Annotated in this window: 21 protein-coding genes; 14 read left to right on the top strand and 7 right to left on the bottom strand. The window is 70.6% G+C overall.

The genetic code is table 11. The features are described 5' to 3' along the window. The first annotated feature begins 113 nt into the window (after positions 1-113). Genes G515_RS0109185 through egtD form a run of 3 tightly spaced genes read left to right on the top strand, consistent with a single transcriptional unit; the run spans position 114 to position 3,942 of the window. A complete protein-coding gene (locus G515_RS0109185) occupies positions 114-1,505 on the top strand; it encodes a dihydrolipoyl dehydrogenase family protein (protein ID WP_051218081.1) in 1,392 nt (463 codons plus the stop codon). A gap of 60 nt (positions 1,506-1,565) precedes the next feature. Next, positions 1,566-2,879 carry an ergothioneine biosynthesis protein EgtB gene (egtB, locus tag G515_RS20480; protein ID WP_036555157.1) on the top strand — a complete coding sequence of 438 codons (1,314 nt, stop codon included), beginning with the start codon at positions 1,566-1,568 and terminating at the stop codon, positions 2,877-2,879. Then, positions 2,872-3,942: an L-histidine N(alpha)-methyltransferase gene (egtD, locus tag G515_RS20475; protein ID WP_245565315.1), complete on the top strand. Its 1,071-nt coding sequence runs from the start codon at positions 2,872-2,874 to the stop codon at positions 3,940-3,942. Before egtB ends, egtD begins: the two co-directional genes overlap by 8 nt. A gap of 18 nt (positions 3,943-3,960) precedes the next feature. Here the strand turns inward: egtD and G515_RS20470 are convergent, their stop codons facing one another. After that, positions 3,961-5,310: an MFS transporter gene (locus tag G515_RS20470; RefSeq protein ID WP_084653373.1), complete on the bottom strand. Its 1,350-nt coding sequence runs from the start codon at positions 5,308-5,310 to the stop codon at positions 3,961-3,963. A 132-nt stretch (positions 5,311-5,442) separates the two neighbouring features. Then, positions 5,443-6,798 (bottom strand): MFS transporter, encoded by a 1,356-nt coding sequence (locus G515_RS20465; RefSeq protein ID WP_211220991.1) that lies wholly within the window; start codon positions 6,796-6,798, stop codon positions 5,443-5,445. 128 nt (positions 6,799-6,926) lie between these two features. Here G515_RS20465 and G515_RS0109160 point away from each other — a divergent pair, with 128 nt between their 5' ends. Then, entirely contained in the window at positions 6,927-7,556 is a 630-nt protein-coding gene (locus G515_RS0109160; RefSeq protein ID WP_028659908.1) for a TetR/AcrR family transcriptional regulator, read from the top strand. A 203-nt stretch (positions 7,557-7,759) separates the two neighbouring features. Continuing rightward, on the top strand, positions 7,760-9,748 hold the full coding sequence (locus tag G515_RS20460) for a BCCT family transporter (protein ID WP_036555155.1): 1,989 nt from the start codon (positions 7,760-7,762) through the stop codon (positions 9,746-9,748). A gap of 15 nt (positions 9,749-9,763) precedes the next feature. Here the strand turns inward: G515_RS20460 and G515_RS0109150 are convergent, their stop codons facing one another. From G515_RS0109150 to G515_RS0109140, 3 genes are read right to left on the bottom strand one after another with little or no spacing between them, the layout of a single operon-like run. Further along, on the bottom strand, positions 9,764-10,993 hold the full coding sequence (locus G515_RS0109150; RefSeq protein ID WP_028659907.1) for an acyl-CoA dehydrogenase family protein: 1,230 nt from the start codon (positions 10,991-10,993) through the stop codon (positions 9,764-9,766). A gap of 50 nt (positions 10,994-11,043) precedes the next feature. Continuing rightward, complete coding sequence (locus G515_RS0109145; RefSeq protein ID WP_028659906.1) at positions 11,044-11,865, bottom strand: enoyl-CoA hydratase/isomerase family protein; 822 nt, start codon at positions 11,863-11,865, stop codon at positions 11,044-11,046. Beyond that, on the bottom strand, positions 11,862-12,908 hold the full coding sequence (locus tag G515_RS0109140) for an NADP-dependent oxidoreductase (protein WP_211220990.1): 1,047 nt from the start codon (positions 12,906-12,908) through the stop codon (positions 11,862-11,864). The genes G515_RS0109145 and G515_RS0109140 overlap by 4 nt, the downstream gene beginning before the upstream one ends. A 94-nt stretch (positions 12,909-13,002) precedes the next feature. On the opposite strand from G515_RS0109140, the gene G515_RS0109135 reads away from it, so the two are divergent. Next, positions 13,003-14,529, top strand: a complete 1,527-nt coding sequence (locus G515_RS0109135) for a class I adenylate-forming enzyme family protein (protein ID WP_028659904.1) — start codon at positions 13,003-13,005, stop codon at positions 14,527-14,529. Positions 14,530-14,535: 6 nt separating this feature from the next. On the opposite strand, the gene G515_RS20455 is transcribed toward G515_RS0109135, so the two are convergent. After that, a complete protein-coding gene (locus G515_RS20455) occupies positions 14,536-15,093 on the bottom strand; it encodes a TetR/AcrR family transcriptional regulator (protein ID WP_036555152.1) in 558 nt (185 codons plus the stop codon). 303 nt (positions 15,094-15,396) lie between these two features. Between G515_RS20455 and edd the strand changes: the two genes are divergently transcribed. Together edd and eda are read left to right on the top strand one after the other, a co-directional pair. Next, complete coding sequence (edd, locus tag G515_RS0109125; RefSeq protein WP_281168299.1) at positions 15,397-17,238, top strand: phosphogluconate dehydratase; 1,842 nt, start codon at positions 15,397-15,399, stop codon at positions 17,236-17,238. Continuing rightward, positions 17,225-17,863 carry a bifunctional 4-hydroxy-2-oxoglutarate aldolase/2-dehydro-3-deoxy-phosphogluconate aldolase gene (gene eda / locus G515_RS0109120; protein ID WP_028659902.1) on the top strand — a complete coding sequence of 213 codons (639 nt, stop codon included), beginning with the start codon at positions 17,225-17,227 and terminating at the stop codon, positions 17,861-17,863. The genes edd and eda overlap by 14 nt, the downstream gene beginning before the upstream one ends. Positions 17,864-17,887: 24 nt before the next feature. Here eda and G515_RS0109115 read toward each other — a convergent pair whose 3' ends face one another. Further along, a complete protein-coding gene (locus G515_RS0109115) occupies positions 17,888-18,643 on the bottom strand; it encodes a lysophospholipid acyltransferase family protein (protein ID WP_028659901.1) in 756 nt (251 codons plus the stop codon). 62 nt (positions 18,644-18,705) lie between these two features. Between G515_RS0109115 and G515_RS0109110 the strand changes: the two genes are divergently transcribed. The 6 genes from G515_RS0109110 (at position 18,706) to G515_RS0109080 (ending at position 25,212) form a co-directional block, all read left to right on the top strand. Beyond that, on the top strand, positions 18,706-19,107 hold the full coding sequence (locus G515_RS0109110; protein ID WP_084653371.1) for an MmcQ/YjbR family DNA-binding protein: 402 nt from the start codon (positions 18,706-18,708) through the stop codon (positions 19,105-19,107). A gap of 100 nt (positions 19,108-19,207) precedes the next feature. Next, positions 19,208-19,738: a gamma carbonic anhydrase family protein gene (locus G515_RS0109105; RefSeq protein ID WP_028659899.1), complete on the top strand. Its 531-nt coding sequence runs from the start codon at positions 19,208-19,210 to the stop codon at positions 19,736-19,738. A 169-nt stretch (positions 19,739-19,907) separates the two neighbouring features. Beyond that, the gene (chrA, locus tag G515_RS0109100) at positions 19,908-21,089 is read left to right on the top strand and encodes a chromate efflux transporter (RefSeq protein WP_028659898.1); all 1,182 of its coding nucleotides are present in this window, start codon (positions 19,908-19,910) and stop codon (positions 21,087-21,089) included. A gap of 357 nt (positions 21,090-21,446) precedes the next feature. Further along, positions 21,447-22,361, top strand: a complete 915-nt coding sequence (kdgD, locus tag G515_RS0109090) for a 5-dehydro-4-deoxyglucarate dehydratase (RefSeq protein ID WP_028659897.1) — start codon at positions 21,447-21,449, stop codon at positions 22,359-22,361. A 1-nt stretch (position 22,362) separates the two neighbouring features. Continuing rightward, entirely contained in the window at positions 22,363-23,949 is a 1,587-nt protein-coding gene (locus tag G515_RS0109085; protein ID WP_028659896.1) for an aldehyde dehydrogenase (NADP(+)), read from the top strand. A gap of 51 nt (positions 23,950-24,000) precedes the next feature. Further along, complete coding sequence (locus tag G515_RS0109080; protein WP_084653367.1) at positions 24,001-25,212, top strand: L-talarate/galactarate dehydratase; 1,212 nt, start codon at positions 24,001-24,003, stop codon at positions 25,210-25,212. Positions 25,213-25,232: the final 20 nt, after the last annotated feature.

Here is a 25,232-nt window from a genome sequence, read left to right as displayed (position 1 = left end):
GCCGGTGAACTCCCGATGAACTTGTTACTCGAGGGCGAGCGATGGCCGATCGCGGCTAATGTCGGTGGAGGCAGTTCCCGTCCGTCGACCGAGAGCTCGACCAGGAGTCCGACATGACCACACCACAGGTCGCCGATCCGTCCGCAGACCTCACCGCCGACGTGGTCGTCCTCGGTCTCGGCGTCGCAGGTGAGTCGGTCGCCACCCAACTGGCCCGAGCGGGAGTCGACGTCCTCGGCATCGAGGCCGGGCTGGTGGGTGGGGAGTGCCCCTACTGGGGCTGCATCCCGAGCAAGATGATGCTGCGGGCCGCCCACCTGCTGACCGAGGCGGGGCGCGTCCCACGATTCGCCGGCCAGGCACGGGTGAGTCCCGACTGGGCGCCGGTGGCCCGGCGGATTCGGGAGGAGGCCACCACCGACTGGGACGACACCGTCGCGGTCCAGCGGTACGTCGGCGAGGGCGGTCGATTCCTCCGCGGCCGCGGGCGGATCCTCGGCCCCCGGCACGTGGAGGTGCCCGGCACCGGCGTGGTCGAGGCCCGGCGGGCACTGGTGATCACCACCGGCACCGAGGCCGCGGTCCCGCCGATCCCGGGACTGGCCGACACGCCGTACTGGACCAACCGGGAGGCGATCGAGACCGAGGCGGTGCCGGCGACCCTCGCGGTCCTCGGGGCCGGGGCGATCGGTTGCGAGCTGGGCCAGGTCTTCGCCCGGTTCGGCAGCGAGGTCACCTTGCTCGACGCCGCCGACCGGCCGATCCCGATGGAGGAGCCGGCGGCCGGTCGGCTCCTGGCCGATGCCCTGCGCGCGGATGGGATCACGCTGCGACTCGGCGACGGGGTGGACCGGGTCGATCATGTGGAGGGCCGCTTCCGGGTGGAGACCGCAGGCGGCAAGGTCGAGGCGGAGCGGCTGCTGATCGCCACCGGCCGGCGTCCCCGGATCGACGCCCAGGCCTGGGCGGCTCTGGGGCTGGAGGGACGACCTGGCGCGCTGCCCGTCGACGACCGGCTGCGGGTCACCGACGGTGTCTGGGCCGCGGGAGACATCGCCGGACAGGGCGGCTTCACCCACGTGGCGACGTACCACGCCGACATCGTCGCCAGGGAGATCCTGGGACGGGAGGGCCCCGCCGCGGACCATCGCGCGCTCCCGCGCGTGACCTTCACCGAGCCCGAGGTCGGTGCCGTCGGCCTCACCGAGGAGCAGGCCCGCGCCCGGGGCCTGGACGTGGCCGTGGGCTCCGCCGATGTCGCCGCGACCAGTCGGGGCTGGATCCACGGGGCCGGCAACGCCGGGCTGATCAAGCTCGTCGTCGACCGCAGCACCGATGAGCTGGTCGGGGCCACCTCGGCCGGCCCGGCCGGCGGCGAGATCCTCGGCGCCCTCGCGGTCGCGGTGCACGGTCGGGTCCCCGCCAGCACGCTGGAGCAGATGATCTGGGCCTACCCGACCTTCCACCGTGGCATCCAGGACGCCCTGCGCGACCTCCGGTCCTAGCGGACAGATGCGGTCCTGAGTGCTCTTCCGACAATCGATGCAGGATGTGAGTGTGAAGACATGAGTGTCACCGAGACCACGCCTGACGCACGAGACGACTGGGTCGCCGAACCCCAGAGCGTCCTCGATCGGTTCGACCGGGTCCGGGCCTACACCGAGCAGCTGGCGGCCCCCCTCTCGCCCGAGGACCAGACGGTCCAGTCGATGCCGGACGTCTCGCCCACCAAGTGGCATCGCGCGCACGTCACCTGGTTCTTCGAGACCTTCATCCTGGCCGAGCACGAGCGCGACTTCGCCCCCTTCCAGGATCAGTACTGGTTCCTGTTCAACAGCTACTACGAGCAGGTCGGCCCCCGCTATGCCCGCCCGATGCGCGGGGTGATCAGCCGTCCCGGCGCCCACGACGTCGGGCTCTACCGGGGCAACGTCGACGACCGGATGCGGGATCTGGTCGCCGGGGTCGACGAGGGCACCCTCGCCAAGCTGCTGCCCACCATCGAGTTGGGGTTCCACCACGAGCAGCAGCACCAGGAGCTGCTGCTGATGGACATCAAGCACGTGCTCTCGCTCAACCCGCTCCGCCCGGCGTACGCCGGGGCCCCGGCGCCGAGCGGCGCGGCCGGACCCTTGTCCTGGCGCGACTACGAGGGCGGCCTGGTCGAGATCGGTCACGAGGGTGGTGCCTTCTGCTTCGACAACGAGCTGCCCAGGCACCAGCAGTGGCTCGAGCCGTACCGGCTCGCCGACCGGTTGGTGACCAACGGCGAGTGGCAGGCGTTCATGGCCGACGGCGGCTACCGGCGTCCCGAGCTGTGGCTCTCCGACGGCTGGGCGAAGATCACCACCGAGGGCTGGCACGCCCCGTTCTACTGGGTCGAGGCCGACGGGGTGTGGCTGGAGCACACGCTGCACGGCACCCGGCCGGTCGACCCGGAGTTGCCGGTGTGCCACGTCAGCCACTACGAGGCGGATGCGTTCGCGACCTGGGCCGGGAAGCGGCTGCCCACCGAGGCCGAGTGGGAGCACGCCGCCCAGCTCGAGGAGGCCGGGCGCACCCCGGCGGGCAACCTCGCCGACACCATCAGCTGGCACCCGCGGCCCGCGGGCGGCCCGACCGGCGGTCTGCGGCAGCTCTTCGGCGACTGTTGGGAGTGGACCTCCAGCTCCTACCTGCCCTACCCGGGGTTCCACCCGCCGACCGGGGCGATCGGCGAGTACAACGGCAAGTTCATGTCCGCGCAGATGGTGCTGCGCGGCGGCTGCGCGCTCACTCCTCCCGGCCACGCGCGGGCGTCGTACCGCAATTTCTTCCCGGCCGGGGCCCGGTGGCCCCTCACCGGGCTGCGACTGGCGGACGGAGGCGCCCGTGTCTGATTCCGCCCACGCGCGCCGGTCCGCACGGCGTTATCACCTGCACGCGACCTCTGCCGTGAGCGCCCCCAGGCCCCGGCAGGCCTCCCCTGACGAGCTCGCCCAGGACCGGCTCGAGGTCCTCCTCGGTCCCGACGACCTGCGTCAGGGATTGGAGCGGGATGCCCTGATCGGGTTGAGCGCGAGTCCGAAATGGCTCCCGCCGAAGTACTTCTACGACGACCGCGGGAGCATCCTGTTCGAGCAGATCACCCGGCTGCCGGAGTATTACCAGACCCGCACCGAGCATGCGATCCTCACCGCCCACGCAGCCGACATCGCGGAGACATCCGGGGCACAGGTCGTCCTCGAGCTCGGCTCGGGGTCCTCGGCCAAGACCCGGCTGCTGCTGGACGCCTTCCTGGCCACCGGGCGGCTGAGCGGGTATGTCCCTGTCGACGTCTCGGCGGGGGCGCTCCGGGCGGCGATGACCGACCTGCGGCGCGACTATCCGGGTCTGGCGCTGCACGGCGCCGTCGCCGACTTCGATCGGCACCTCGACGAGCTCCCGGCCCCGGGCACGCGGATGGTGGTGTTCCTCGGGGGCACCCTGGGCAATCACCCTCCCGAGACGCGGGGCGAGTTCCTCGCCGCACTGTCCGCGGCGATGCGCCCCGGCGAGACCCTGCTGCTCGGCGTCGACCTGGTCAAGGATCCCGACCGGTTGATCGCCGCCTACGACGACTCGGCGGGCGTCACCGCCGCGTTCAACCGCAACGTGCTCGCCGTCCTGGATCGCGAACTCGGCGGCGATCTCGACCCCTCCGACTTCGCACACCGGGCGGTCTGGGAGCCCGACCGGGAGTGGATCGAGATGAGGCTGCGCGCCGTACGCCCGGTGCGGGCGCGGCTCGAGGGGCTCGACCTGGACCTGGCCTTCGCCGAGGGCGAGGAGTTGCGCACCGAGATCTCGGCGAAGTTCCGGCGGGAGGGCATCACGGCAGAGCTCGGCGCCGCCGGTCTCACCGTGGAGCACTGGTGGACCGACGACGCCGAGGACTTCGCTGTCTTGCTCGCGCGTCGATAGCGCGGTGTCAGGAGCAGGTCAGTGCTCCTCGGGCTCGAGGGGGGAGATCAGTGCCGCCGCCTCCGGGGAGTCCTGGCGCGGCTCCGGGACCACGGCGCGCCGGCCGCGCTTGATCGCGAGGGTGAGGCCGCCCAGCAGGATCAGGCTGACGGCGCCGCACACGCCGACCACCGCCATGCCGCTGGTGACATCGCCGGTCGCCTCCTCGGCGATACCGAAGAGCACCGGACCGACGAAGCCACCCAGGAGGGAGACGGTGTTCACGAACGCGAGCACACCGGCGGCCATCCGACCCGAGACCCTGGCCATCACGATCGACCAGAACATCGGCAGGACGCCGGCCGTCACCACCGTCATGGCGAAGAACAGGACAAGCTGGAGAACGGGGCTGGACACCATGAAGAACAGCGCCGCGACCGCCATGTTCACGACTCCGTAGAGCGCGATGATCGGGAGCTCGCTGCCGATCCGCTTCAGCAGCTTGGGGAAGATCAGCACACCGACGATGGCGCCGCAGGAGATGCCACCGGCGATGAGGCCGACCAGCAGGGAGTTCGACACTCCCATCGACTCGATCACGGCAGGGCCGAAGAAGGAGCCGCCGTAGATGATCACAGCGGCGGTGAAGTAGGTGAGCGCCACCATCAGGACCACGGGGTTCCTGAAGCCGACCCACAGGCTGCCCTTGATCTCGTCCTTGGCCGGTTCAGCGGCCGCCGCCACCAGGGCGTCGGCCTCCTCGGTGGTGAGGAACTTCGCGCCGTGCGGGTTGTTGGGGAGCTTGAACCAGATCAGCAGACCGATGATCACCGCCGGGATGCCCTCGATGAAGAACAGCCACTGCCAGCCCTGCAGGCCGAGGGTGCCGTCCATCAGCATCAGCGCGCCGCCGATCGGTCCGCCGACGACCCCGGCAAGGGAGGAGGAGACCAGGATGTAGCCGACCACGCGGGCCCGGTCCTCCTGGGCGAACCAGACGGTGACGACGTACATCAGCGCCGGGTACAGACCGGCCTCGGCGGCGCCGAGCAGGAACCTCAGGATGTAGAAGGTCGTCTCGGAGTTGACGAACATCATCGCCGAGGAGAGCAGGCCCCAGGTGATGGCGATCCGGGCGATCCACAGCCGCGGGCCGACCTTGTGCAGGATCAGGTTGCTCGGGATCTCCAGCAGCGCGTAGCTGATGAAGAAGATGCCCGCTCCCAGACCGTAGGCCGCGGCGCTGATGCCCACGTCGGCCTCGAGCTGGGTCTTCGCCAGACCGATGTTCATCCGGTCGACGTACGAGATGAAGTAGGCGAACAGCAGGAGGGGGATGAAGCTCCGGATCGCCTTCTTCGTGGCGAGGGCGTGCACCGCGTTCGACATGCGTGGGCTCTCTTCTTGGGAGGGTAGAACCGGTTCTACCGGCGACTGTGAAACCTGTCACAGGTTCTGACGGGCGTCAACGGCCAGATCAGCATGGAATGGTAAAGCTCGAACGCGGTGCCCCCGCGATGCTCAGCGCTCCTCGACGTCGACCTGTGTGGCAGGTACGTCGGAGGCCGGTGAGCTGGCGCGCGGCTCCGGAATCTCCGCGGTCAGGGCGCTGCTGCGGCGTACGGCCCGGACCAGGATGGGCGTGAGGGCGAGGCTGATCACGCTGGAGATCAGGACGACGACCAGGCCGGCGGCAGGATCCCCGCTGAGGTCCTCGGCGATGCCGAACAGATACGGGCCCACGAAGCCGCCGGTGAGGCCGATGGTGTTGATGAAGGCGAGCACGGCGGCCGCCATCTTGCCCGAGACCCGGGCCATCGCGATCGACCAGAACATCGGCAGGACGCCGGTGAACATGAAGGCCGAGAGCATCAGCATCAGGTACTGCAGAGCGGAGATCTGGACGAGCAGGAAGGTCGCGGAGAAGGCCACCGTGCTGGCCGAGGCCAGGGCGATGAGCGGCAGTTCGTTGCCGGTACGGCGGAGCCACCGGGGGAAGACGAGCACGCCGAGGATCGAGCCCACGCCGATGGCGCCGGCCAACACCCCGATCGTGAAGGAACCCTCAACGCCCATCGACTCCACCACGGAGGGCACGAAGAAGATCGACCCGTAGGTCACCACCTGGTTGAGGAAGTAGATCGTCGCGACCAGCAGGATGACCGGATTCCTGAATCCGGCCCCGAGGTTGCCGCGGATCTGCTCCTTGGCCGGTACGGCGGCCTTGCGGACCAGGGCGTCGGCCTCCTCGGCGGTCAGGAACTTCGCCTCGTGGGGGCTGTCGGGCAGCTTGAACCAGATCAGCAGGCCGATGATCACCGACGGGATGCCCTCGATGAGGAAGAGCCACTGCCAGCCGTGCAGGCCGAGCGTCCCGTCCAGGGTCATCAGTGCACCGCCGATCGGGCCGCCCAGGGCGTAGGCCAGGGAGGAGGCGATCAGGATGTACCCGACCACCCGCGCCCGGTCCTCCTGGGCGAACCAGACGGTGACGACATACATCAAGGCGGGATAGAGCCCGGCCTCGGCGGCACCGAGGAGGAATCGCAGGATGTAGAAGGTCGTCTCGGAGTTGACGAACATCAAGGCGGAGGACAACAGGCCCCAGGTGATGGCGATCCGGGTGATCCAGATCCGCGGGCCGACCCGGTGGAGGACCAGGTTGCTGGGGATCTCCAACAGCGCGTAGCTGAGGAAGAAGATCCCCGCTCCGAGGCCGTACGCCGTAGCGCTGATCCCCACATCGGCCTCGAGGGCGGTCTTCGCGAGGCCGACGTTGGAACGATCGACGAAGGCCATGAAGTAGGCCATCAGGAGCAGTGGCACGAAACTGCGGATCGCCTTGCTGGTTGCGATGCGGTGGGTTGCAGTCGTCACGAAGATCTCCGAAGATGAGGTCGGGTTCAACTTGCGTGTGAACGGTGTCACACGGTTGACGCGAAGGTCAACGGCCCGGGAGAAGCGGGAACCGTCCCGTCTCGGCGCAACCGGAGGAAGGTGAGGGGATGACGCAGTCCGCGGATGGGATGAAGAAGAGCCCGGTGACCAAGCGCGGCCACCGGACCCGGCAGAAGTTGGTCGAGGCCGCTCGGGTGGTCTTCGAGAGGGACGGTTACCTCGACGCCAGGCTCAGCGACATCACCGTCGAGGCGCAGTGCTCGACCGGCACCTTCTACACCTACTTCACCAGCAAGGACGAGATCTTCGAGGCCGTCCTCGAGGCAGCGCGCGAGGAGATGCTCCATCCCGGCGTGGCCCGGGTCGGGGATGCCGAGGATCCCGCGGTGATCATCGAGGCGAGCAACCGTGCCTACCTCGAGGCCTACCGGCGCAACGCCCGGCTGATGGCCCTCATGGAGCAGGTCGCGCACATCGACCCGCGTTTCATGGCACTGCGCCAGGCACGCTCGGCGATGTTCGTCGAGCGCAACGCGAAGAGCATCGCCGACCTCCAGGCCAGGGGGCTGGCCGACCCCGAGTTGGACCCGATGATGGCCTCCCGCGCGCTCTCCTCGATGCTCAGCAGGTTGGCGTACAGCGCCTTCATCGTCGGGGACGGCGACCTGGAGGCTCTGGTGCACACCGCCACCAGGATCTGGTGCCATGGCCTCCGGCTGGCGGCGCCGGGAGACTAGTGCCTCGACCCGTGACCGCTGACCCCGACCCCAGGCGGGCGGCTGTGGACGGGGCCCCTGCAGACGCCGCGGTGGCGCGGTCCAGGTGTGCCAGGATGGTGAGTCACTCGACCGTCCACGGGGAACTGGGTGCGAGCAGCCGACCAGGGCGGCGAGCGTGACTCGCACTGCTCAGGCACGCTGCCCGGAGGAGGACTCGAGGTATGTCTGCCCCACCATCCAACTCAGATCTCGGCACCACCGCGCCCCAGCAGCCCACCGGCTGGTCCGCGATCCTGAAGCCGGTCTTCATCCCGGCCTCGATCGCGATCATCGGACTGATCGCCTTCACCCTCGTCTTCAGTCAGGTGGCCGGTGACGCCCTCGACGAGGTGACCACCGAGTTGAACCGGGCCATCACCGACGGCGTCGGCTGGTGGTACGTCATCGCGGTCAACATCTTCTTGGCGTTCACGATCTTCTGCGCCCTCACCCGGATCGGCCGGATCCGGTTGGGGCGCGACGACGAGAGCCCCGAGTTCGGGGTCGTCTCCTGGTTCCTCATGTTGTTCAGCGCTGGGATGGGCATCGGGCTGGTCTTCTTCGGGGTCGCCGAGCCGTTGAGTGACTACGTGATGCCGCCCGAGGCGTTCGGCAACGCTCCCGAGTCCCTGGGGGCAGCCCAGGACTCGGTCGGCCTGATGATGCTGCAGTGGGGTCTGCACCCGTGGGGGATCTACGCCGTGGTGGGCCTGGGGCTGGCCTACATGTCGTTTCGCCGCGGACGCCCGCTGGCGGTGCGGTGGTTGCTGGAGCCGCTGCTCGGTCGCCAGCGGGTCGAGGGCTGGCTCGGTCACGCGGTCGACACCGTGGCCATCGTCGGGACCCTGTTCGGCGTCGCGACCTCGTTCGGCTTCGGCGTCAGCCAGATCATGGGCGGTCTGGACTTCCTCGGCTGGGCCGAGCCCACCGATGGCCTGGTCATCATGCTGATCGGAGCCATCACGTTGATCGCCACCTGGTCCGTGGTCTCTGGCGTCCACAAGGGATTGAAGTGGTTGTCCAACATCAACATGAGCGTGGCCGCGCTGCTCGCGCTGCTGGTCTTCCTGCTCGGTCCGAGCATCTTCCTGCTCCAGTCGCTGCCCGAGAACCTCGGCAGCTACCTCAGCCAGCTGCCCCAGACCATGTTCCACGTCGGGGCCTTCTCATCGGACGGCTGGGAGGGGATCTGGACCATCGCCTACTGGGGCTGGTGGACGAGCTGGGCGCCCTTCGTCGGCATGTTCATCGCCAGGATCTCCCGCGGACGGACCATCCGGGAGTTCGTCTTCGGCGTCCTGCTGGCACCGACCGCGGCGAGCCTGGTGTGGTTCACGATCTTCGGTAACTCCGCGATCCGGCTCCAGTCACAGGACGGCAGCCTGACCGTGGAGGATCCGGACACCGGCGAGGTGACGGTGGACAGCACCACGTCGCTGTTCCAGTTCTTCGAGTCCTTCCCGGGTGGACTGCCGGTGGTCTTCAGCGTGGTCGCCATGGTCGTGATCGTGCTCTTCTTCGTGACCTCCTCCGACTCCGGGTCCCTGGTGATCGACATGCTCGCCTCCGGTGGCAGCACCGAGACCCCGGTGGTCACGCGGGTCTACTGGGCGGTTCTGGAGGGGCTCGCCGCGGCCGTTCTGCTCGTCGTCGGCGGCGATGTCGCTCTGACCGCACTACAGACGCTGTCGATCTCGACGGCTGCGCCGTTCTCGGTGATCCTGGTGCTGGGCTGCGTGTCGCTGCTCAAGGCCTTCCGGCACGAGGTGGCCACGATGCCCAACTACATGCAGGTCATCCCGCCCGTCGCCGAGACCGTGCCGGCGGAGCCGTCCGCCGCCCATCATCATCACGAGGAGTTCCGGGGCTTCCGGGGTGTCTCCTCGACCATCATCGGGCTTCCCCCCGAGCACCCGCGGGAGATCGATGCGACGGACGGGCAGCCCGAACCCCACATCGTGTCCTTCCGGCACATCCATCCCAGCGACATGACCTTCCACCCCGAGACCGGCGACCCGCTCCTCGCCGAGCCGAGCGAGGATCCGCTGGCCGGCGAGGTGTTCGACACCCCGGAGTTCGAATCCTCCCAGGAGTACATCAACCAGGGCTTCCCCGACCCGGAGGCGCCGCCCGAGGACACCTCGGAGTCGGGCGGTCAGCCTCCGGACTGAGAGTGGGTCCCAGGTTCAGACCGCGAGGGCGTCCCGCATCCGGCGGAGCTCGACGCGGGCGATGGTGCGCTTGTGGACCTCGTCGGGGCCGTCGGCGAGACGCAGGGTGCGCTGGTGGGCGTAGAAGCTGGCGAGGGGGAAGTCGTCGGTGACGCCGCCGCCGCCGTGGACCTGGATGGCGCGGTCGATGATCTCCAGGGCCATGTTGGGGGCGAGCACCTTGATCGCGGCGATCTCGGTGCGGGCCTTCTCGTTGCCGACGGTGTCCATGAGCCAGGCGGTCTTGAGCACCAGCAGCCGGGTGGCCTCGATCTGGATGCGGGCCTCGGCGATCCAGTCCTGGATGTTGGAGCGGTTGGCGATCGGCTCGCCGAAGGTCTCACGGGTCTGAGCGCGCTTGATCATCAGGTCCAGGGCGCGCTCGGCCATGCCGATGGAGCGCATGCAGTGGTGGATCCGGCCGGGACCGAGGCGGGACTGGCTGATCATGAAGCCGTCGCCCTCACCGGCGAGCAGGGCGCTGGTGGGCACGCGGACGTCCTCGAAGAGGATCTCAGCGTGGCCCTCGCGGTCGAGGTAGCCGAAGACGGGGAGCCCTCGGAGGACGGTGACGCCGTGGGTGTCGATCGGCACGACCATCATCGACTGCTGCCGGTGGGTGGCGGCGTCCGGGTCGGTCTTGCCCATCACGATGAGCACCTTGCAGTTGGCGTGCAGGGCGTTGGAGGCGAACCACTTGCGTCCGTTGAGGACGTACTCGTCGCCGTCGCGCTCCATCCGGAGCTGGACGTTGGTGGCATCCGAGCTGGCCACCTCCGGCTCGGTCATGCAGAAGGCGGAGTTGATCTCGCCGGCGAGCAGCGGCTTGAGCCACTTCTCCTTGTGCTCGGGGGTGCCGAAGAGTTCGAAGACCTCCATGTTGCCGGTGTCGGGGGCGTTGCAGTTGGTGGCCTCGGGGGCGAGGTGGGGGCTGCGGCCCATGATCTCGGCGAGGGGGGCGTAGTCGAGGTTGCTCAGCCCGGGGGAGCCCCACTCCTCGTTCTTGTGGGGATGGAACAGGTTCCACAGGCCGCGCTTCTTGGCCTCGGTCTTGAGCTCCTCGAGGATCGGGGGGTGGAAGTTCGGGTCGCCCGACTCGATCATCTGGGCGGTGTAGACCGACTCTGCCGGGTAGACGTGCTCGTCCATGAAGGTGAGCAACTTGTCCTGGTACTCGCGGCAACGCTCGGAAGTCTGGAAATCCATGGTCACTCCTGGCTCGGTGATGGTGCGGTGGTCGGTGGTACGGCGGAAGGTCAGTCGCCGTCGTGCCAGCCGGTCGGGAAGGTGGGCGCCTGCTTCTCCACGAAGGCGCGTACGGCGGCGACGTGGTCTGCCGTCAGGCCGGTGCCCTTGTGCAGTGGCACCTCGGCGTGCATCGAGGCGTCGAGGTCCTCGTGGGCCGCGCGCAGGAGGTTCTGCTTCATGCCCTCCAGCGCGTGCGAGGGCCCGGCGGCCAGCCGCCCGGCGATCTCGGCGGTGCGGTCGGCCAGCTCGTCCTCGGGCACCGTCCAGTTGACCAGGCCCAGGCGCTGGCAGTCCTCGCCGCGGATCTTCGGGTTGAGGAACATCAGTTCCCTCGCCTTCGCCGGGCCGACCAGTCGCTCCAGCAGCCAGGCGACGCCGTAGTCGCCGGCCAGTCCGACCCCGCCGAAGGCGGTCGCGAAGACGGTGCGCGGCGTACCGATGCGGAGGTCGGCTGCGAGGGCGAGACCGATGCCGGCGCCGGCGACGGCGCCCGGGATGGCGGCGAGCACGGGCTTGCGGCACCGGTGGATCCGGCCGACGGTCTCCCCCTGGTGCTGGCGCTGGAGTTCGACGGCCTCCTGGTCGACCTCGTCGGAACCGCCGCCCTCCCCGCCGGACTCGTCGAAGCGCTGCACGTCGCCACCGGAGCAGAAGGCGCCGCCGGCGCCGGTGAGCACGATCGCCCCCACGGCACGGGAGCTCTCCATCGTCCGCAGGGCCTCGATCAGCCCCTCGATCATGGGCCGGGAGAGCGCGTTGCGGCGCTCGGGCCGGTTCAGGGTGATGGTGCCGACGCCGTCGGTGACGTCGGTGAGCAGGTCAGTGGTCATGCCGACTCCTCCACGGCCAGGACGAGCTTGCCGGTGTTGACCCCGCGGAACAGGCCCAGCAGCGCTTCGGGGAAGCCGGCCACCCCGCCCGGCAGCACGGTCTCGCGTGCCACCAGCCGGCCGGAGGTGATCAGCTCACCGATCGCGGCCACGGCCTCGGGGTAGCGGTCCTGGTAGTCGAAGACCACGAACCCGGTCATCGAGGCGCGGAAGACCAGCAGGGACATGTATCGCTTCGGCCCCGGCGGGAGGGACTCGGCGTTGTAACCGGAGATCGCACCGCACAGCACGACCCGGGCCCCGCGTCGCAGGTTGGCCAGGGCGGCGTCCAGGATGTCGCCTCCGACGTTGTCGAAGTAGACGTCGATGCCGTCCGGGGCGAGCTCGCGCAGCCGGCGGAGAACTTTCTCCTCGCGGTAGTCGATCGCCTCGTCGAAGCCGATCTCCCGCAGCCAGGCGCATTTGTCCGCACCACCCGCGATGCCGATGACCCGGGCCCCCTTGGCCTTGGCCAGTTGGCCCACCACGCTGCCCACGGCCCCAGCGGCGCCGGAGACCAGGACGGTGTCGCCCTCGCGGAGCCGGCCGACGTCGAGCAGACCGAAGTACGCCGTCATGCCGGGCATGCCGAGCGCCCCCAGCCAGGTCGGGGCGGGGGCGAGGCCGAGATCGATCCGGCTGACCCCCGAGCCGTCGCTGAGGGCGTGCTCGGTGACACCGAAGCCGCCGATCACGGCCGTGCCGACGGGGAAGTCGGCGTTCTCCGAGGCGGTGACGACGCCGGTGGCCTGCGCACGCATCACCTCGCCCAGTTGGACCGGCGGGACGTAGGAGCGGACGTCGTTGAGCCAGCCGCGCATCGCCGGGTCGAGGGAGATGTGGTCGGTCCGTACGACGAACTCGCCCGGGCCCGGGCTGGGCACCTCGGTTTCGACCTGCGACCAGGTCTCGTCGTCGGGGAAGCCCTGGGGGCGCTGGGCCAGGACGATCTGCCGGGTGGTGATGCTCAACTGTGCCTCCGGGTCGCTTGTGATGTCGGCCACGATAAGCAAACATGAGGTCAAGTTCAATTGTGGGCCTGGTCGCGCCACGTGGCGAGGAATGACCGGCGAACATGTCGTGACAGGGGAGAGAGCAGTGGCCAACGGAGTGGACGTCATCTGGCGGCACGCGGAGGAATCGCCGGAGCGGATCGCGCTGAGGGAAGGCGATCGCCGATGGTCCTACGGTGAGCTGGCGCGGTGCATCAGCACGGCCGCCGAGCGGCTCCGGGAGCGTGGGATCGGCCGCGGCGACCGTGTCCTGATGGTCCTGCCCACGAGTGCGGAGTTCGTGATCGCCTACCACGGGGTACTGGCTCTCGGCGCCACCGCGGTGACCGTCAACCCGCTGTGCGCGCCGCCCGAACTGGAGTACTTCATCGAGGACGCCGACTGCGTGCTCGCCATCGGCTGGGCCGGTGACGGACCCGGCGAAGCCGACGCGGTCACGGCCGCCGCCAAGGTCCGCGACGTCCCGCTGTGGAAACCCTCCCTGGCGGATCTCGGCCCGGCCGACGAACTCGGTGAGGTGGCCGTCGTCGACCTACTGGACGCCGCGACCCTGATCTACACCTCCGGTACCACCGGCCGGCCGAAGGGGGCCGTCCTGACCCACGCCAACCTGGTCGACACCGGCGAGATCTTCCAGCGGGCGCTCGCCATCTCGACGGAGGACCGGATGGGCACCGCCCTCCCGCTCTTCCACATCTTCGGGCAGGGCGCGGTGATGCGGCCGGTGTGGACGGCCGGGGCGAGCCTGTCCCTGCTGCGGCCCTTCAACGGTGCTGCTCTACTGGAGCTGGCGGCCGCGCACCGGCTCACCGCGGTGTCCGGCGTGCCGACCATGTGGAACGAGATGCTGCACGCCGAGACTGACCGGACCGCCGCCGACTTCACCGCGCTCCGGCTGGCCTGCTCCGGTGGGGCGGCGCTGCCGCTGGAGGTGGCGCGCGCCTTCAAAGCGCGCTTCGGCGCCGACGTCCTGGACGGTTACGGTCTGAGCGAGACCACTGGCGCAGCGACGTTCAACCGGCCCGACGGCGACCGCAAGCAGGGCAGCGTCGGTCGCTCGCTGCCGGGGGTGAAGGTCGCGATCGTGGACACCGACGGGATCGAGGTACGCCGGGGCGAGGTCGGGGAGGTGGCCATCGACGGGCCGGTCGTGATGCGGGAGTACTGGAACCGCCCCGAGGCCACCGCCGCTGTCCGCCGTGGCGCCTGGTTCCTCACCGGCGACCTGGGCCGGATGGACGAGGACGGCCACGTCTTCATCGTCGACCGACTCAAGGACCTCATCATCCGCGGCGGCTACAACGTCTACCCCCGCGAGGTCGAGGAGGTGCTCTTCAGCCATCCCGGGGTGCGCGAGGCAGCGGTGATCGGGGTGCCGGACGAGAGGCTCGGGGAGGAGATCGCCGCCGTCGTGGCGCCCATCCCGGGCGAGGTGATCGATCCGGCCGAGCTCCGCGCATGGCTGACCGAGCAGCTGGCGGCGTACAAGATCCCCCGGGTCTACGAGTTCGTCGAGGCCCTGCCCAAGGGTGCCACCGGCAAGATCCTCAAGCGCGGCATCGACCGCGACCGGCTGCTCGTCACGGGCGCACGCCCACCGCGACCGGCCTGAGCCCGGTCACCTCCCCTGGAAGGTGGTCTGCTCGGTGAGGATCTCGAAGCCTCGCCGGAGGTCCTCGAGGGTGGCCATCGTCCCCGACTCGTAGCCGATGAAGAGCAACATGGCGGTGGTGGCGTACTCGCGCGCGACCACCGCGTCCCCTCCGATGGACACGTAGGTGTCGGCGATGAAGTCGCGGCGCTGGGCGTCCACCTCGGTCTGGATCGCGGCCACCTCGGGGTCGTGGGCGGCCCACACCCGGATCGCCGCCTCGGAGGCGTGCGGCAGGGTCAGCGCGATCTCGGTGAGCGCCTCGACCCGGGCGGGCAGGTCGGTGATCTCGCGCGCGTGCCGGATCAGCTGGTCGCTGCGGGTGTCACGCCAGTACCTGATCAGCGCCGATCCGTAGGTCGCCCAGTTCGGGAAGGCGTGGTAGAAGCTTCCGGTCGTGGTGCCCAACTCGGCGCAGACGCGGGCGAGCTTGAATCCGGCGTACCCCTCCTCGGCCAAGACGCGGAGGCCGGCCTCGAGGTAGCGCTCCTGAGCCCTGGGGGTGGGGCCGTTGAGTGCGGTCACCGGGCCATCATCGCCCACGTCCGGGCCGGGGTGAGCGCCGCCGTACGCCGGAACTCGGCTGCCGGTGCGGATCCGTCGACCTGCTCGACTCCCACGAGGCCGGTCAGAGGGGCCCGCGGGGGACCGGTCGAGGACGACGAACTGAGCGAGTAAGGAAAAGTTCGGCCCGGGTGGCTGGTCCACGGTTCCGATGTGTTCTAAATTGGATCGTGCAAATTGACAGCCCGCCGCTGGTCTGCCTCGGTTGACCGGCCCATCCGAGGAGCCGAGCCGTTGACCCCTCTGCGTCCCCTCCACCCGACGGTGGCCCAGGTGACCGAGCGGATCGCTGCGCGCAGCAGTGCGTCGCGAGCCGCCTACCTGCGCCGTGTCCGTGCCGCCTCCGAGCGAGGGCCCGCCCGTGGCCGGCTCGCCTGCGCCAACCTCGCCCATGGCTTCGCCGCCGCCGAACCCGCCGCCAAGGCGGACCTGCGCGGCACGACCAAGCCCAACATCGCGATCGTGACGAGCTACAACGACATGCTCTCCGCGCACCAGCCCTACGTCGACTACCCGCCCGTCCTCAAGGACGCCGTCCTGCGCGCCGGGGGGATCGCCCAGGTGGCCGGGGGAGTCCCGGCGATGTGCGACGGCATCACCCAGGGGCGCGACGGGATGCAACTCTCGTTGTTCAGCCGCGACGTGATCGCCATGTCCGCAGGCATCGCGCTCTCCCATGAAATGTTCGACGGTGCGCTCATGCTCGGGGTGTGCGACAAGATCGTGCCGGGTCTGCTCATCGGTGCGCTCTCCTTCGGGCACCTGCCGACCGTCTTCGTGCCCGCCGGCCCGATGGCCTCGGGACTTCCCAACAAGGAGAAGGCGCACGTGCGCCAGCAGTACGCCGAGGGCAAGGTCGGCCGGGCCGAACTGCTGGCCGCCGAGGCCGCGTCGTACCACTCGCGGGGCACCTGCACCTTCTACGGCACCGCCAACTCCAATCAACTGCTGATGGAGGTGCTGGGCCTGCACCTGCCCGGCTCCTCCTTCGTCAATCCCGACAACCCGCTGCGGGACGCCCTGACCCGTGCCGCTGCGGCGCGGGTGACGAGCAACGCGATCGAAGGTGCGCCGGGGATCGGCGAGATCGTCGACGAGCGGGCCGTCGTCAACGCCACCATCGCCCTGCTCGCCAGCGGGGGATCGACCAACCACACCCTGCACCTGGTCGCGATCGCCCGGGCCGCGGGCATCGACCTGACCTGGGCGGACTTCGCCGAGCTCTCCACGGTGGTGCCGCTGCTGGCCCGGATCTACCCGAACGGTTCGGCCGACGTGAACCACTTCCACGCCGCCGGCGGGATCGGGTTCCTGGTGCGCACCCTGCTCGACGCCGGGCTGCTGCACGAGGACGTCCTGACCGTGACCGGCCCCGGATTGCGGCGCTACGTCGCCGAGGCCCGCCTGGACGCCGACGGCGCGGCCACCTGGGTGGAGGCGGCCGACAGTTCGGCCGACCGGGACGTGCTGCGACCCGTGGCGGAGCCCTTCGCCCCGGACGGTGGGCTGCGGATGCTCGACGGCGGACTCGGCCACGCCGTGATCAAGGTGTCGGCCGTGGCCGAGGAGCACCGCGCGGTCACCGCACCGGCCCGGGTCTTCGACGACCAGGCCGACTTCCTGGCGGCGTTCTCGGCGGGCGCCTTGGACGGGCAGGACTTCGTCGCCGTGCTCCGCTACCAGGGACCGGCGGCGACCGGGATGCCCGAACTGCACAAGCTCACCCCGGCACTCGGCGTCCTCCAGGACCGCGGCCAGCGGGTCGCTCTGGTCACCGACGGACGCATGTCTGGAGCCTCCGGCAAGATCCCCGCGGCCATCCACCTCACCCCCGAGGCGGCCCTCGGTGGGCCGCTCGCGCGAGTGCGCGACGGCGATCTGGTCGTGCTCGACTCCGCCGCCGGGCGGCTCGATCTCGGGGTGGACACCGAGGAGTTCGACCGCCGTGAGCCGACCGGTCGGGCACCGATGGAAGAGGAGTGGTCCGGCACCGGCCGAGAACTCTTCGCCGCCTTCCGCGCCAGCGTCGGCCGGGCCGACCAGGGGGCCTCGGTGTTCCCCGCCCTCGGCCACTCGACCCCGGAGGTCACCCGTGTCCCGGCCTGAATCCCTGCTCGCCCTCGCCCCCGTCATCCCGGTCGTGGTCGTCGACCGCGTCGACCAGGCGGTGCCCACCGCCCGGGCGCTGGCCGCCGGCGGCGTACCGGTCGTCGAGCTCACCCTCCGCACCGAGGCGGCCCTGGAGGCGATCGCGGCGATCGCGGAAGAGGTGCCCGAGGTGGTCGTCGGGGCCGGCACCGTCACGACCCCGAGCCTGGCCAAGGAGGCGGCCGATGCGGGCGCGGCCTTCCTGGTCAGTCCGGGAGCCACCCCGGGCCTGCTGGGCGCGCTGGCCGACACCGGCCTGCCGTTCCTGCCCGGCACGGCCACCGTCTCCGAGGTGCTGGCCGCACTGGAGGCGGGGTGCCGGGAGTTGAAGTTCTTCCCCGCCGAGGCCTCCGGCGGCATCGCCTTCTTGAAGTCGCTCACCACGGTGACCCCCGCGGCCCGGTTCTGCCCCACCGGTGGGATCACGCTCTCCTCCGCGCCCGACTACCTCGCGTTGTCCAATGTCGGCTGCGTCGGCGGCTCCTGGCTCACCCCCGCCGACGCGCTGCGCGACGGCGACTGGGACCGGGTCACCGCCCTCGCTGCGGAGGTCGCGACGCTGGGTGAGGGACGGGCCGGCTGAACGACGCCCACCGGCCACCGGGCGTCAGCGCCGCTTGGCCGCCTTCCGGCGAGCACGCTCACGCTTCTCCTCGCGGTCGATCCGCTCGGCCTCCTCGAGCGAGGGGGCGCTGCCGCCGTGGGTCTCGGGAAGCCACCAGGCGTCGGGCTCCTGCAGCGGGAACGCCCGGACGCACTCGTCGAGCAGGTCGCTGAGCCGGCGATGTAGTTCGGCGGTCTCCGCGACGAGATCCTCGCCGGTGGGGTACATCGGCTCGCCGACGCGCATCACCACCGGCTTGCCGCGGGAGAAGTCGCGGGGATGACCCTTGGTCTGGATCCGGTGCATGCCGAAGTGCGTCACCGGGATCAGCGGTACGCCGGCGTCCGCGGCGATGCGGACCGCACCCGACTTGAGCTCCTTGATCTGGAAGCTGCGTGAGATGGTCGCCTCGGGGTAGATCCCGACGACCTCCCCGCTGCGGCAGGCGGCCGTGGCCACCCGCAGCGCCTCCGCACCCTGGGAACGGTCGACGCTGAGGTGCTTGAAGCCGCGCATCACCGGACCGCCGACAGGGTGGTCGAAGACCTCCCGCTTGGCCATGAAACGGGTGAACCGGCCACGGCGCTCGCCCGGGTAGCCGGCGGCGATGAAGTCGAGGTGGGAGTTGTGGTTGACCGCGAGCACCGCGCCGCCCGAGGTCGGGATGTGCTCGGTGCCCTGGAGATCGATCTCGACCTTGCCGAGCGTGAACCACGTCTTCGCCGCGGCGAAGGTCAGTCGATAGAGAAGATCGGCCACGACGGCTCCTCGGTCAAGTGATGGGGCGGGCCCAACCTACCGCCGCACACTACGGTGGGACGGTGCCGCATCCAGTGATGTTCAGCGAGGACGATCCCGGGCTGGCCGAGCTGCGCGAGCTGTGCCTCGCCTTCCCCGGCGCCGAGGAGCAGATCGCGCACGGCCGACCGGTGTTCCGGGCCGGCAAGATCTTCGCCACCTTCGGCGGCACCGAGAAGCTGCGTCCCGGCGACCATCGTCCGTGGCCCAGCGCCTGCCTGGTCAAGATCGACCCGGCCGAACTGCCCGCGATCGACGGCGATGGCCGATTCTTCGTCCCCGCCTACTGGGGGCCGTCGGGCTGGCGGGGGATCGACCTGGCCGACACCGCGGTCGACTGGACCGAGGTCGGCGAGCTGGTCGACGCGTCGTACCGGCTGGTGGCGCCCAAGCGCCTGATCGCCGAGCTGGACGCGCGCGGCTGAGCCGGCGACCGGTGGCGTCCGGCATCGTGCGGGAGCGGCCGGCGGAGGATCGACGCACCTGTGGGTGGCGGCACGCTCGCGCCATGGAGAATGCACAGCCATGAACCTGTTCGAGTACGAGGGTGTCCGTCCGACCATCCACCCCGAGGCCTGGGTCGCGCCGACGGCGACCCTGATCGGCGACGTCCGGCTGGGGCCGGGGGTGAGCATCTGGTACGGCGCGGTGCTCCGCGGCGACGTCGGCCCGATCATCATCGAGGAGGGCACCAACGTGCAGGACAACTCGGTGCTCCACGTGATGACCGGCCACCGGTTGGAGATCGGGGCGCACAGCACGATCGCCCACGGGTGCGTCGTCCACGGCCGCCGGATCGGCAGCCGCACCCTGATCGGCAACGGCGCCACCGTCCTGGACCACAGCGTGATCGGCGACGGCTGCATGGTCGCGGCCGGCGCACTCGTCTCGCCGGGCATGGAGGTGCCGGACGGACAGCTCGTGGTCGGCGTACCCGCGAAGGTCAAGGGGCCGATCGAGGAGGGCAGCAACGCCTACGAGATCCTCCAACGGAATGCTCCCGGGTACGTCGAACTCGCCGCCCGGCACCGCGCCGGGACCCGCCGGGTGGACTGAACGACCGTCGTACCGCCCGTCCCTGATCGAGCGGTGGGTGAGAAGGGTCCGCACACTGGTTCGACCCGCCGCCACCGAAGTCGGGTTCGGCTGCGTGAATCCGGGGGACCCGGCGCCACCGGTCACGCTCTTCTATCTGCGTTCACCATCAGCTGCCAGGGTGCTGGGTGTGAACCCGCCACACGAAGGCATCGCCGACCTCGGAGCGGTGCTCCGGGAGTGGGGACGGATCGGCTGCCTCGGCTTCGGCGGCCCACCCGTGCACATCCGGATGTTGCACGAGGTGTGCGTGCAGCGGAGAGGGTGGATCGACGAGGTCGAGTTCGAGGATGCCGTGGCGACCTGCAACCTGCTCCCGGGCCCGTCCTCGACCCAGTTGGCCATCTTCACCGCCTGGCGGGTGCGCGGCCGCACCGGTGCGCTGCTCGGCGGCGCGGCCTTCATCCTCCCGGGCTTCGTCCTCATCCTCGCGCTCTCCGTCCTCTTCCTCGCCGGTGCGCCGCCCACCTGGGTGCTCGGGGCAGGCGCCGGTGCCGGATCGGCGGTGGCCGCCGTCGCCGTCTCGGCCGGGTGGGCGCTGCTGGTGCCCAGTTGGGAACGCCGAGCGCACCCGGCGAGATGGATCGGCTACGTGGTGGCCGGCGGCGTCTCCGCGGCCACGATCGGGCCGTGGCTGGTGCTGGTTCTCCTCGGCTGCGGTGGGGTCGAGCTGGTGGTCCGGCATCCGCGGAGTCCCCACCGCCCCCGGGAGGTGGGCGGGCACTACGCGCTGGTGTCTCCCGGGCTGGTGGCGGGGCTGCTCGGGACCGCCGGCTCCGGTGTCCTGCTCGCCCTGTCCTGGACCGCCCTCAAGGTGGGGGCGCTGTCCTACGGGGGCGGGTTCGTGATCATCCCGCTGATGCAGGGCGATGCCGTCGAGCAGCACGGTTGGATGAGCGACGCCGACTTCCTCAACGCGGTGGCCCTCGGCCAGATCACCCCCGGCCCGGTGGTGTTGACCGTTGCGGTGGTGGGGTACGCCGCCGCTGGGCTGCTCGGTGCGGTGCTCGCCACGGCCGTGGCGTTCCTGCCGTCCTTCGTCCTGGTGCTGGGGGGCGCGACCCACTTCGACCGGTGGCGCAACGGTCCCCGGATCCGTGCCTTCCTCGACGGCGCCGGCCCGGCGGCGATCGGCGCGATCCTGGGCTCGGCCCTTCCGCTGGCGGTCGCGCTCGCTGAGCCGTGGCAGTTCGCCGTGCTCCTGGGCGCTGCCGCCCTCCTCCTGGTCGCCCGCCGCGGCGTCGTCCTCACCCTCCTGTTGGCCGCAGCGGTCGGCGTGGTGGTCGCGCTCGCCGGTGGACCGCTGCCCTGAGCCCACGCCTCATTCGACGTCGCCGAGCTGGAGGGCGAGCTCCTCGGCGGCGTCCTCCAGGACGGTCCAGTCGGGGTCCTGAGCGGGCACCAGCCGGGTGGCCCCGTGGACCGCTGGAAGCGCCGCCGTACCACCGGGGAGCAGGCCCTCGGTGCTTCCGCGGAGTACGGCGAGCGCGGCGGCGCCCCGGCCACCCGCGAAGTCTCGTCGAGATCGTCGAGGGCCACATCCGCCCCACCTCCCTGATGGCAGGAACCCGATACTTCTGCGGTATCACCCCATCCACAAGGAGTGTTGGACGGGCATCGTGGCGGAGCTTATGGTCGAAGAGTCACGCCGTCATCCCAGGAGCTCACGATGTCCCAGCTGTCTCCCACCGAAGTCGCCGAGCGGCTCGGTTCCGGTCTGTTGTCCTTCCCGGTCACCGCCTTCACCTCCGAGGGCGACCTGGACCTCGCGACCTATCGCGAGCACATCTCCTGGCTCGCGCAGTACCCCGCCGCCGGCCTGTTCGCCGCGGGGGGCACCGGCGAGTTCTTCTCGCTGACCCCCGCCGAGGTCGAGCAGACCGTGCGGGCAGCCGTCGAGGAGGCTCCTGAGGGGCTGCCGATCCTGGCGCCCGCGGGGCACGGCACCGCCACCGCCGTGGAGTTGGCGCGGGCCGCCGCGCGGGCCGGTGCCTCTGGCATCCTGCTCTTCCCGCCCTACCTCACCGAGGCCAGCCAGGAGGGCCTGGCCGCGCACGTGCGCGCGGTCTGTGCCGCCACCGACCTCGGGGTGATCGTCTACAACCGCGCCAACGCGATCTACGACGAGCACACCGTCGCCGCGCTGGCCGACTCCTGCCCGACGCTGATCGGGTTCAAGGACGGCGTGGGCAACATCGAGCAGATGACGCGGATCTACAGCCGCCTCGGTGAGCGCCTGCTGTACGTCGGCGGCCTGCCCACCGCGGAGATGTTCGCGCTGCCCTACCTGAGCCTGGGCCTGACGACGTACTCCTCGGCGATCTTCAACTTCGTTCCCCAGTTCGCCCTCGACTTCTACGACGCCGTCCGGCGCCAGGACGGGGCGCACGTGATGGCGGCGCTCAACGACTTCGTGATCCCCTACTGCGACCTGCGCAACCGCACCCCTGGATACTCGGTGAGCATCATCAAGGCGGGCCTGCAGGTCATCGGCCGCCCTCAGGGGCCGGTGCGCGCCCCGCTGACCGACCTGTTGCCGCACGAGCTCGACGAGCTCGCGAACCTCGTGGACAAGGTGAGCTGACATGACAGACCTGACCGGTACCTCCCTGATCGGCGCCGCCGACGTCACCGGCACCGCCGGTGGCGTGTTCCGCGCCGTCGACCCCGCGACCGGTGAGCACACCGGTCCCGAGTACGCCGAGTGCGGCCCCGCCGAGGTGGCCCGCGCGACCGAGCTGGCCGCGACCGCCTTCGCGGCGTACCGCCGGACCTCGCCCGAGCAGCGGGCGGCGTTCCTGGAGTCCATCGCGGAGGAGATCGAGGCCCGCGCGGAGGCGATCGCCGAGCGCTACCTCGCCGAGACCGGACTGCCGGCCGGCCGGGCGACGGGCGAGACCGGTCGCACCACGGGTCAGCTGCGGATGTTCGCGGCGACCCTGCGTGAGGGCGGCTGGCTGCAGGTCCGGATCGACCCGGGCAACCCGCAGCGGACCCCGGCGCCCAAGCCCGACATCCGGCAGCGCTCCGTCCCGCTGGGGCCGGTGGCCGTCTTCGGTGCCAGCAACTTCCCACTGGCCTTCTCGGTGGCCGGCGGCGACACCGCCTCCGCCCTCGCCGCGGGTGCGCCCGTGGTCGTCAAGGCACACCCCTCCCACCCGGCCACCTCCGAGCTGGTCGGCCAGGCCATCCGTGCCGCCGTGCAGCGGCACGGTCTGCCCGAGGGCACCTTCTCGCTGCTCCAGGGCGCCTCCAACGAGCTCGGTGCCGCGCTCGTGACCGACCCGCGGATCGCCGCGGTCGGCTTCACCGGGTCCCGGGCCGGCGGGCTCGCCCTGGTGCGCCTCGCCCAGCAGCGCGAGGTCCCGATCCCCGTGTACGCCGAGATGTCGGCGGTCAACCCGGTCTTCCTGCTCCCCGGCGCGCTGGCCGAGAAGGGCGAGCAGCTGGGCGTCGAGTTCGTCACCTCGGTGACCGGCAGCGCGGGCCAGCTCTGTACCAAGCCAGGCCTGGCCTTCGTCATCGAGGGAGAGTCCGCGGACGCCTTCGTGGCCGCGGCCGGTCGCGCGCTCGGTGAGGTGGCCGCCGCGCCGATGCTCAACCCGGGCATCGCCCGCGCCTACCGCAGTGGCACCAGCGCGACCGAGTCCACCGACGGCGTACGTCGGGTGGCCGGCGGCGCCGCCGACGAGAGCATCGCCTGCCCTGGCGTGGCCGCGCTGTACGAGACCACCGGGGCCGAGTTCCTGGCCCAGCCCGCCCTTCAGGGCGAGGTGTTCGGGCCGGCGTCCCTGATCGTCCGGGTCGCCGACGAGAAGGAGCTGGCCGCCGTGGTCGCTGTCCTGGAGGGGCAGCTCACCGCGACCGTGCACGCGACCTCCGCCGACCACGACCTCGCCGGGGAGCTGCTCGGCGAGCTCGAGCTGATCGCCGGTCGGGTGCTGTTCGGTGGCTGGCCGACGGGTGTCGAGGTGGGGCACGCGATGGTCCACGGCGGGCCGTTCCCGTCGACCTCCGCCCCGTCGACGACCTCGGTGGGGATGCGCGCGATCGAGCGGTTCCTCCGCCCGGTGGCCTACCAGAACCTCCCCGCGGAGCTCCTCCCGGCCGAGCTCCGCGACGACAACCCGCTGCAGATCTTCCGTCGCGTCGACGGCCTGCCCGAGGCCTGACCCCGGCCACTCGAACCGCCCGACCGAACGATCCGACCTTAGGGAGTCCTCGTGACCTCGCTCAGCACCGCGCGCCCGACCAGCGCGCTCACCGCCTCTGACGCCGCCGTCTTGGCGGCCGCCTCCGCGGAGGCGACCATCGACCGGATCGCGCACGTGGCGCTCTCCTCGGTGGTGCTCCCGTTGAGCACCCCGATCAGCGACGCCAAGGTGCTCACCGGCCGGCAGAAGCCGATGACCGAGGTGGTCTTCCTGATCGCGGAGATCACCACCGAGCAGGGTCACGAGGGCGTCGGGTTCTCCTACTCCAAGCGGGCCGGTGGTCCCGGCCAGTTCGCACACGCGCAGGAGATCGCGCCGGTGCTGATCGGCGAGGACCCCAGCGACATCGGCAAGATCTGGACCAAGCTGACCTGGGCGGGTGCCTCGGTGGGCCGCAGCGGCCTGGCCACCCAGGCGATCGCGGCGATCGACGTCGCGCTGTGGGACCTCAAGGCCAAGCGGGCCGGACTGCCGCTGGCCAAGCTGCTCGGCTCGCACCGCGACTCGGTCCGGACCTACAACACCTCCGGCGGCTTCCTGCACACCCCCATCGAGGAGGTCATCGAGAACGCCGGCCGCTCCCTCGAGGCGGGCATCGGCGCGATCAAGCTCAAGGTCGGCCAGCCCGACTGGCGGCTGGACGTCGCCCGGGTGAGCGCTGTCCGCGAGGCGCTCGACCCCGACGTACCCCTCATGGTGGACGCCAACCAGCAGTGGGATCGGGCCACCGCGATGCGGATGGGCCGGATCTTCGAGGAGTTCGGTCTGGTCTGGATCGAGGAGCCGCTGGACGCCTACGACGCCGAGGGCCACGCCAACCTCGCCCGTGCTCTCGACACCCCGATCGCGACCGGCGAGATGCTGGCGAGCGTGGCCGAGCACGTCCGGCTGATCGACGCGGGCGCCTCCGACATCGTCCAGCCGGATGCCCCGCGGATCGGCGGCATCACCCAGTTCCTCAAGCTGGCGGCGTACGCCGAGGCCAAGCAGCTCGAGATCGCCCCGCACTTCGCCATGGAGATCCATCTCCACCTGGCTGCGGCGTACCCGATCGAGCCGTGGGTGGAGCACTTCGACTGGCTCGCCCCGCTGTTCAACGAGCAGCTGGAGACCCGCAACGGCCGGATGTACGTCTCACAGCGTCCGGGCCTCGGCTTCACCCTCAGCGAGCAGGCCCGGGCGTGGACGGTCGCCACCGCCGAGTTCGGCCGGCGACCCTGACCGCCACACCCACCTCGACG

The organism is Nocardioides insulae DSM 17944 (genome assembly GCF_000422825.1).
GTDB classification, from domain to species: domain Bacteria; phylum Actinomycetota; class Actinomycetes; order Propionibacteriales; family Nocardioidaceae; genus Nocardioides; species Nocardioides insulae.
The sequence above is the reverse complement of the archived record's forward strand: the minus strand, read 5'-3'. Positions and strand labels throughout refer to the sequence as shown.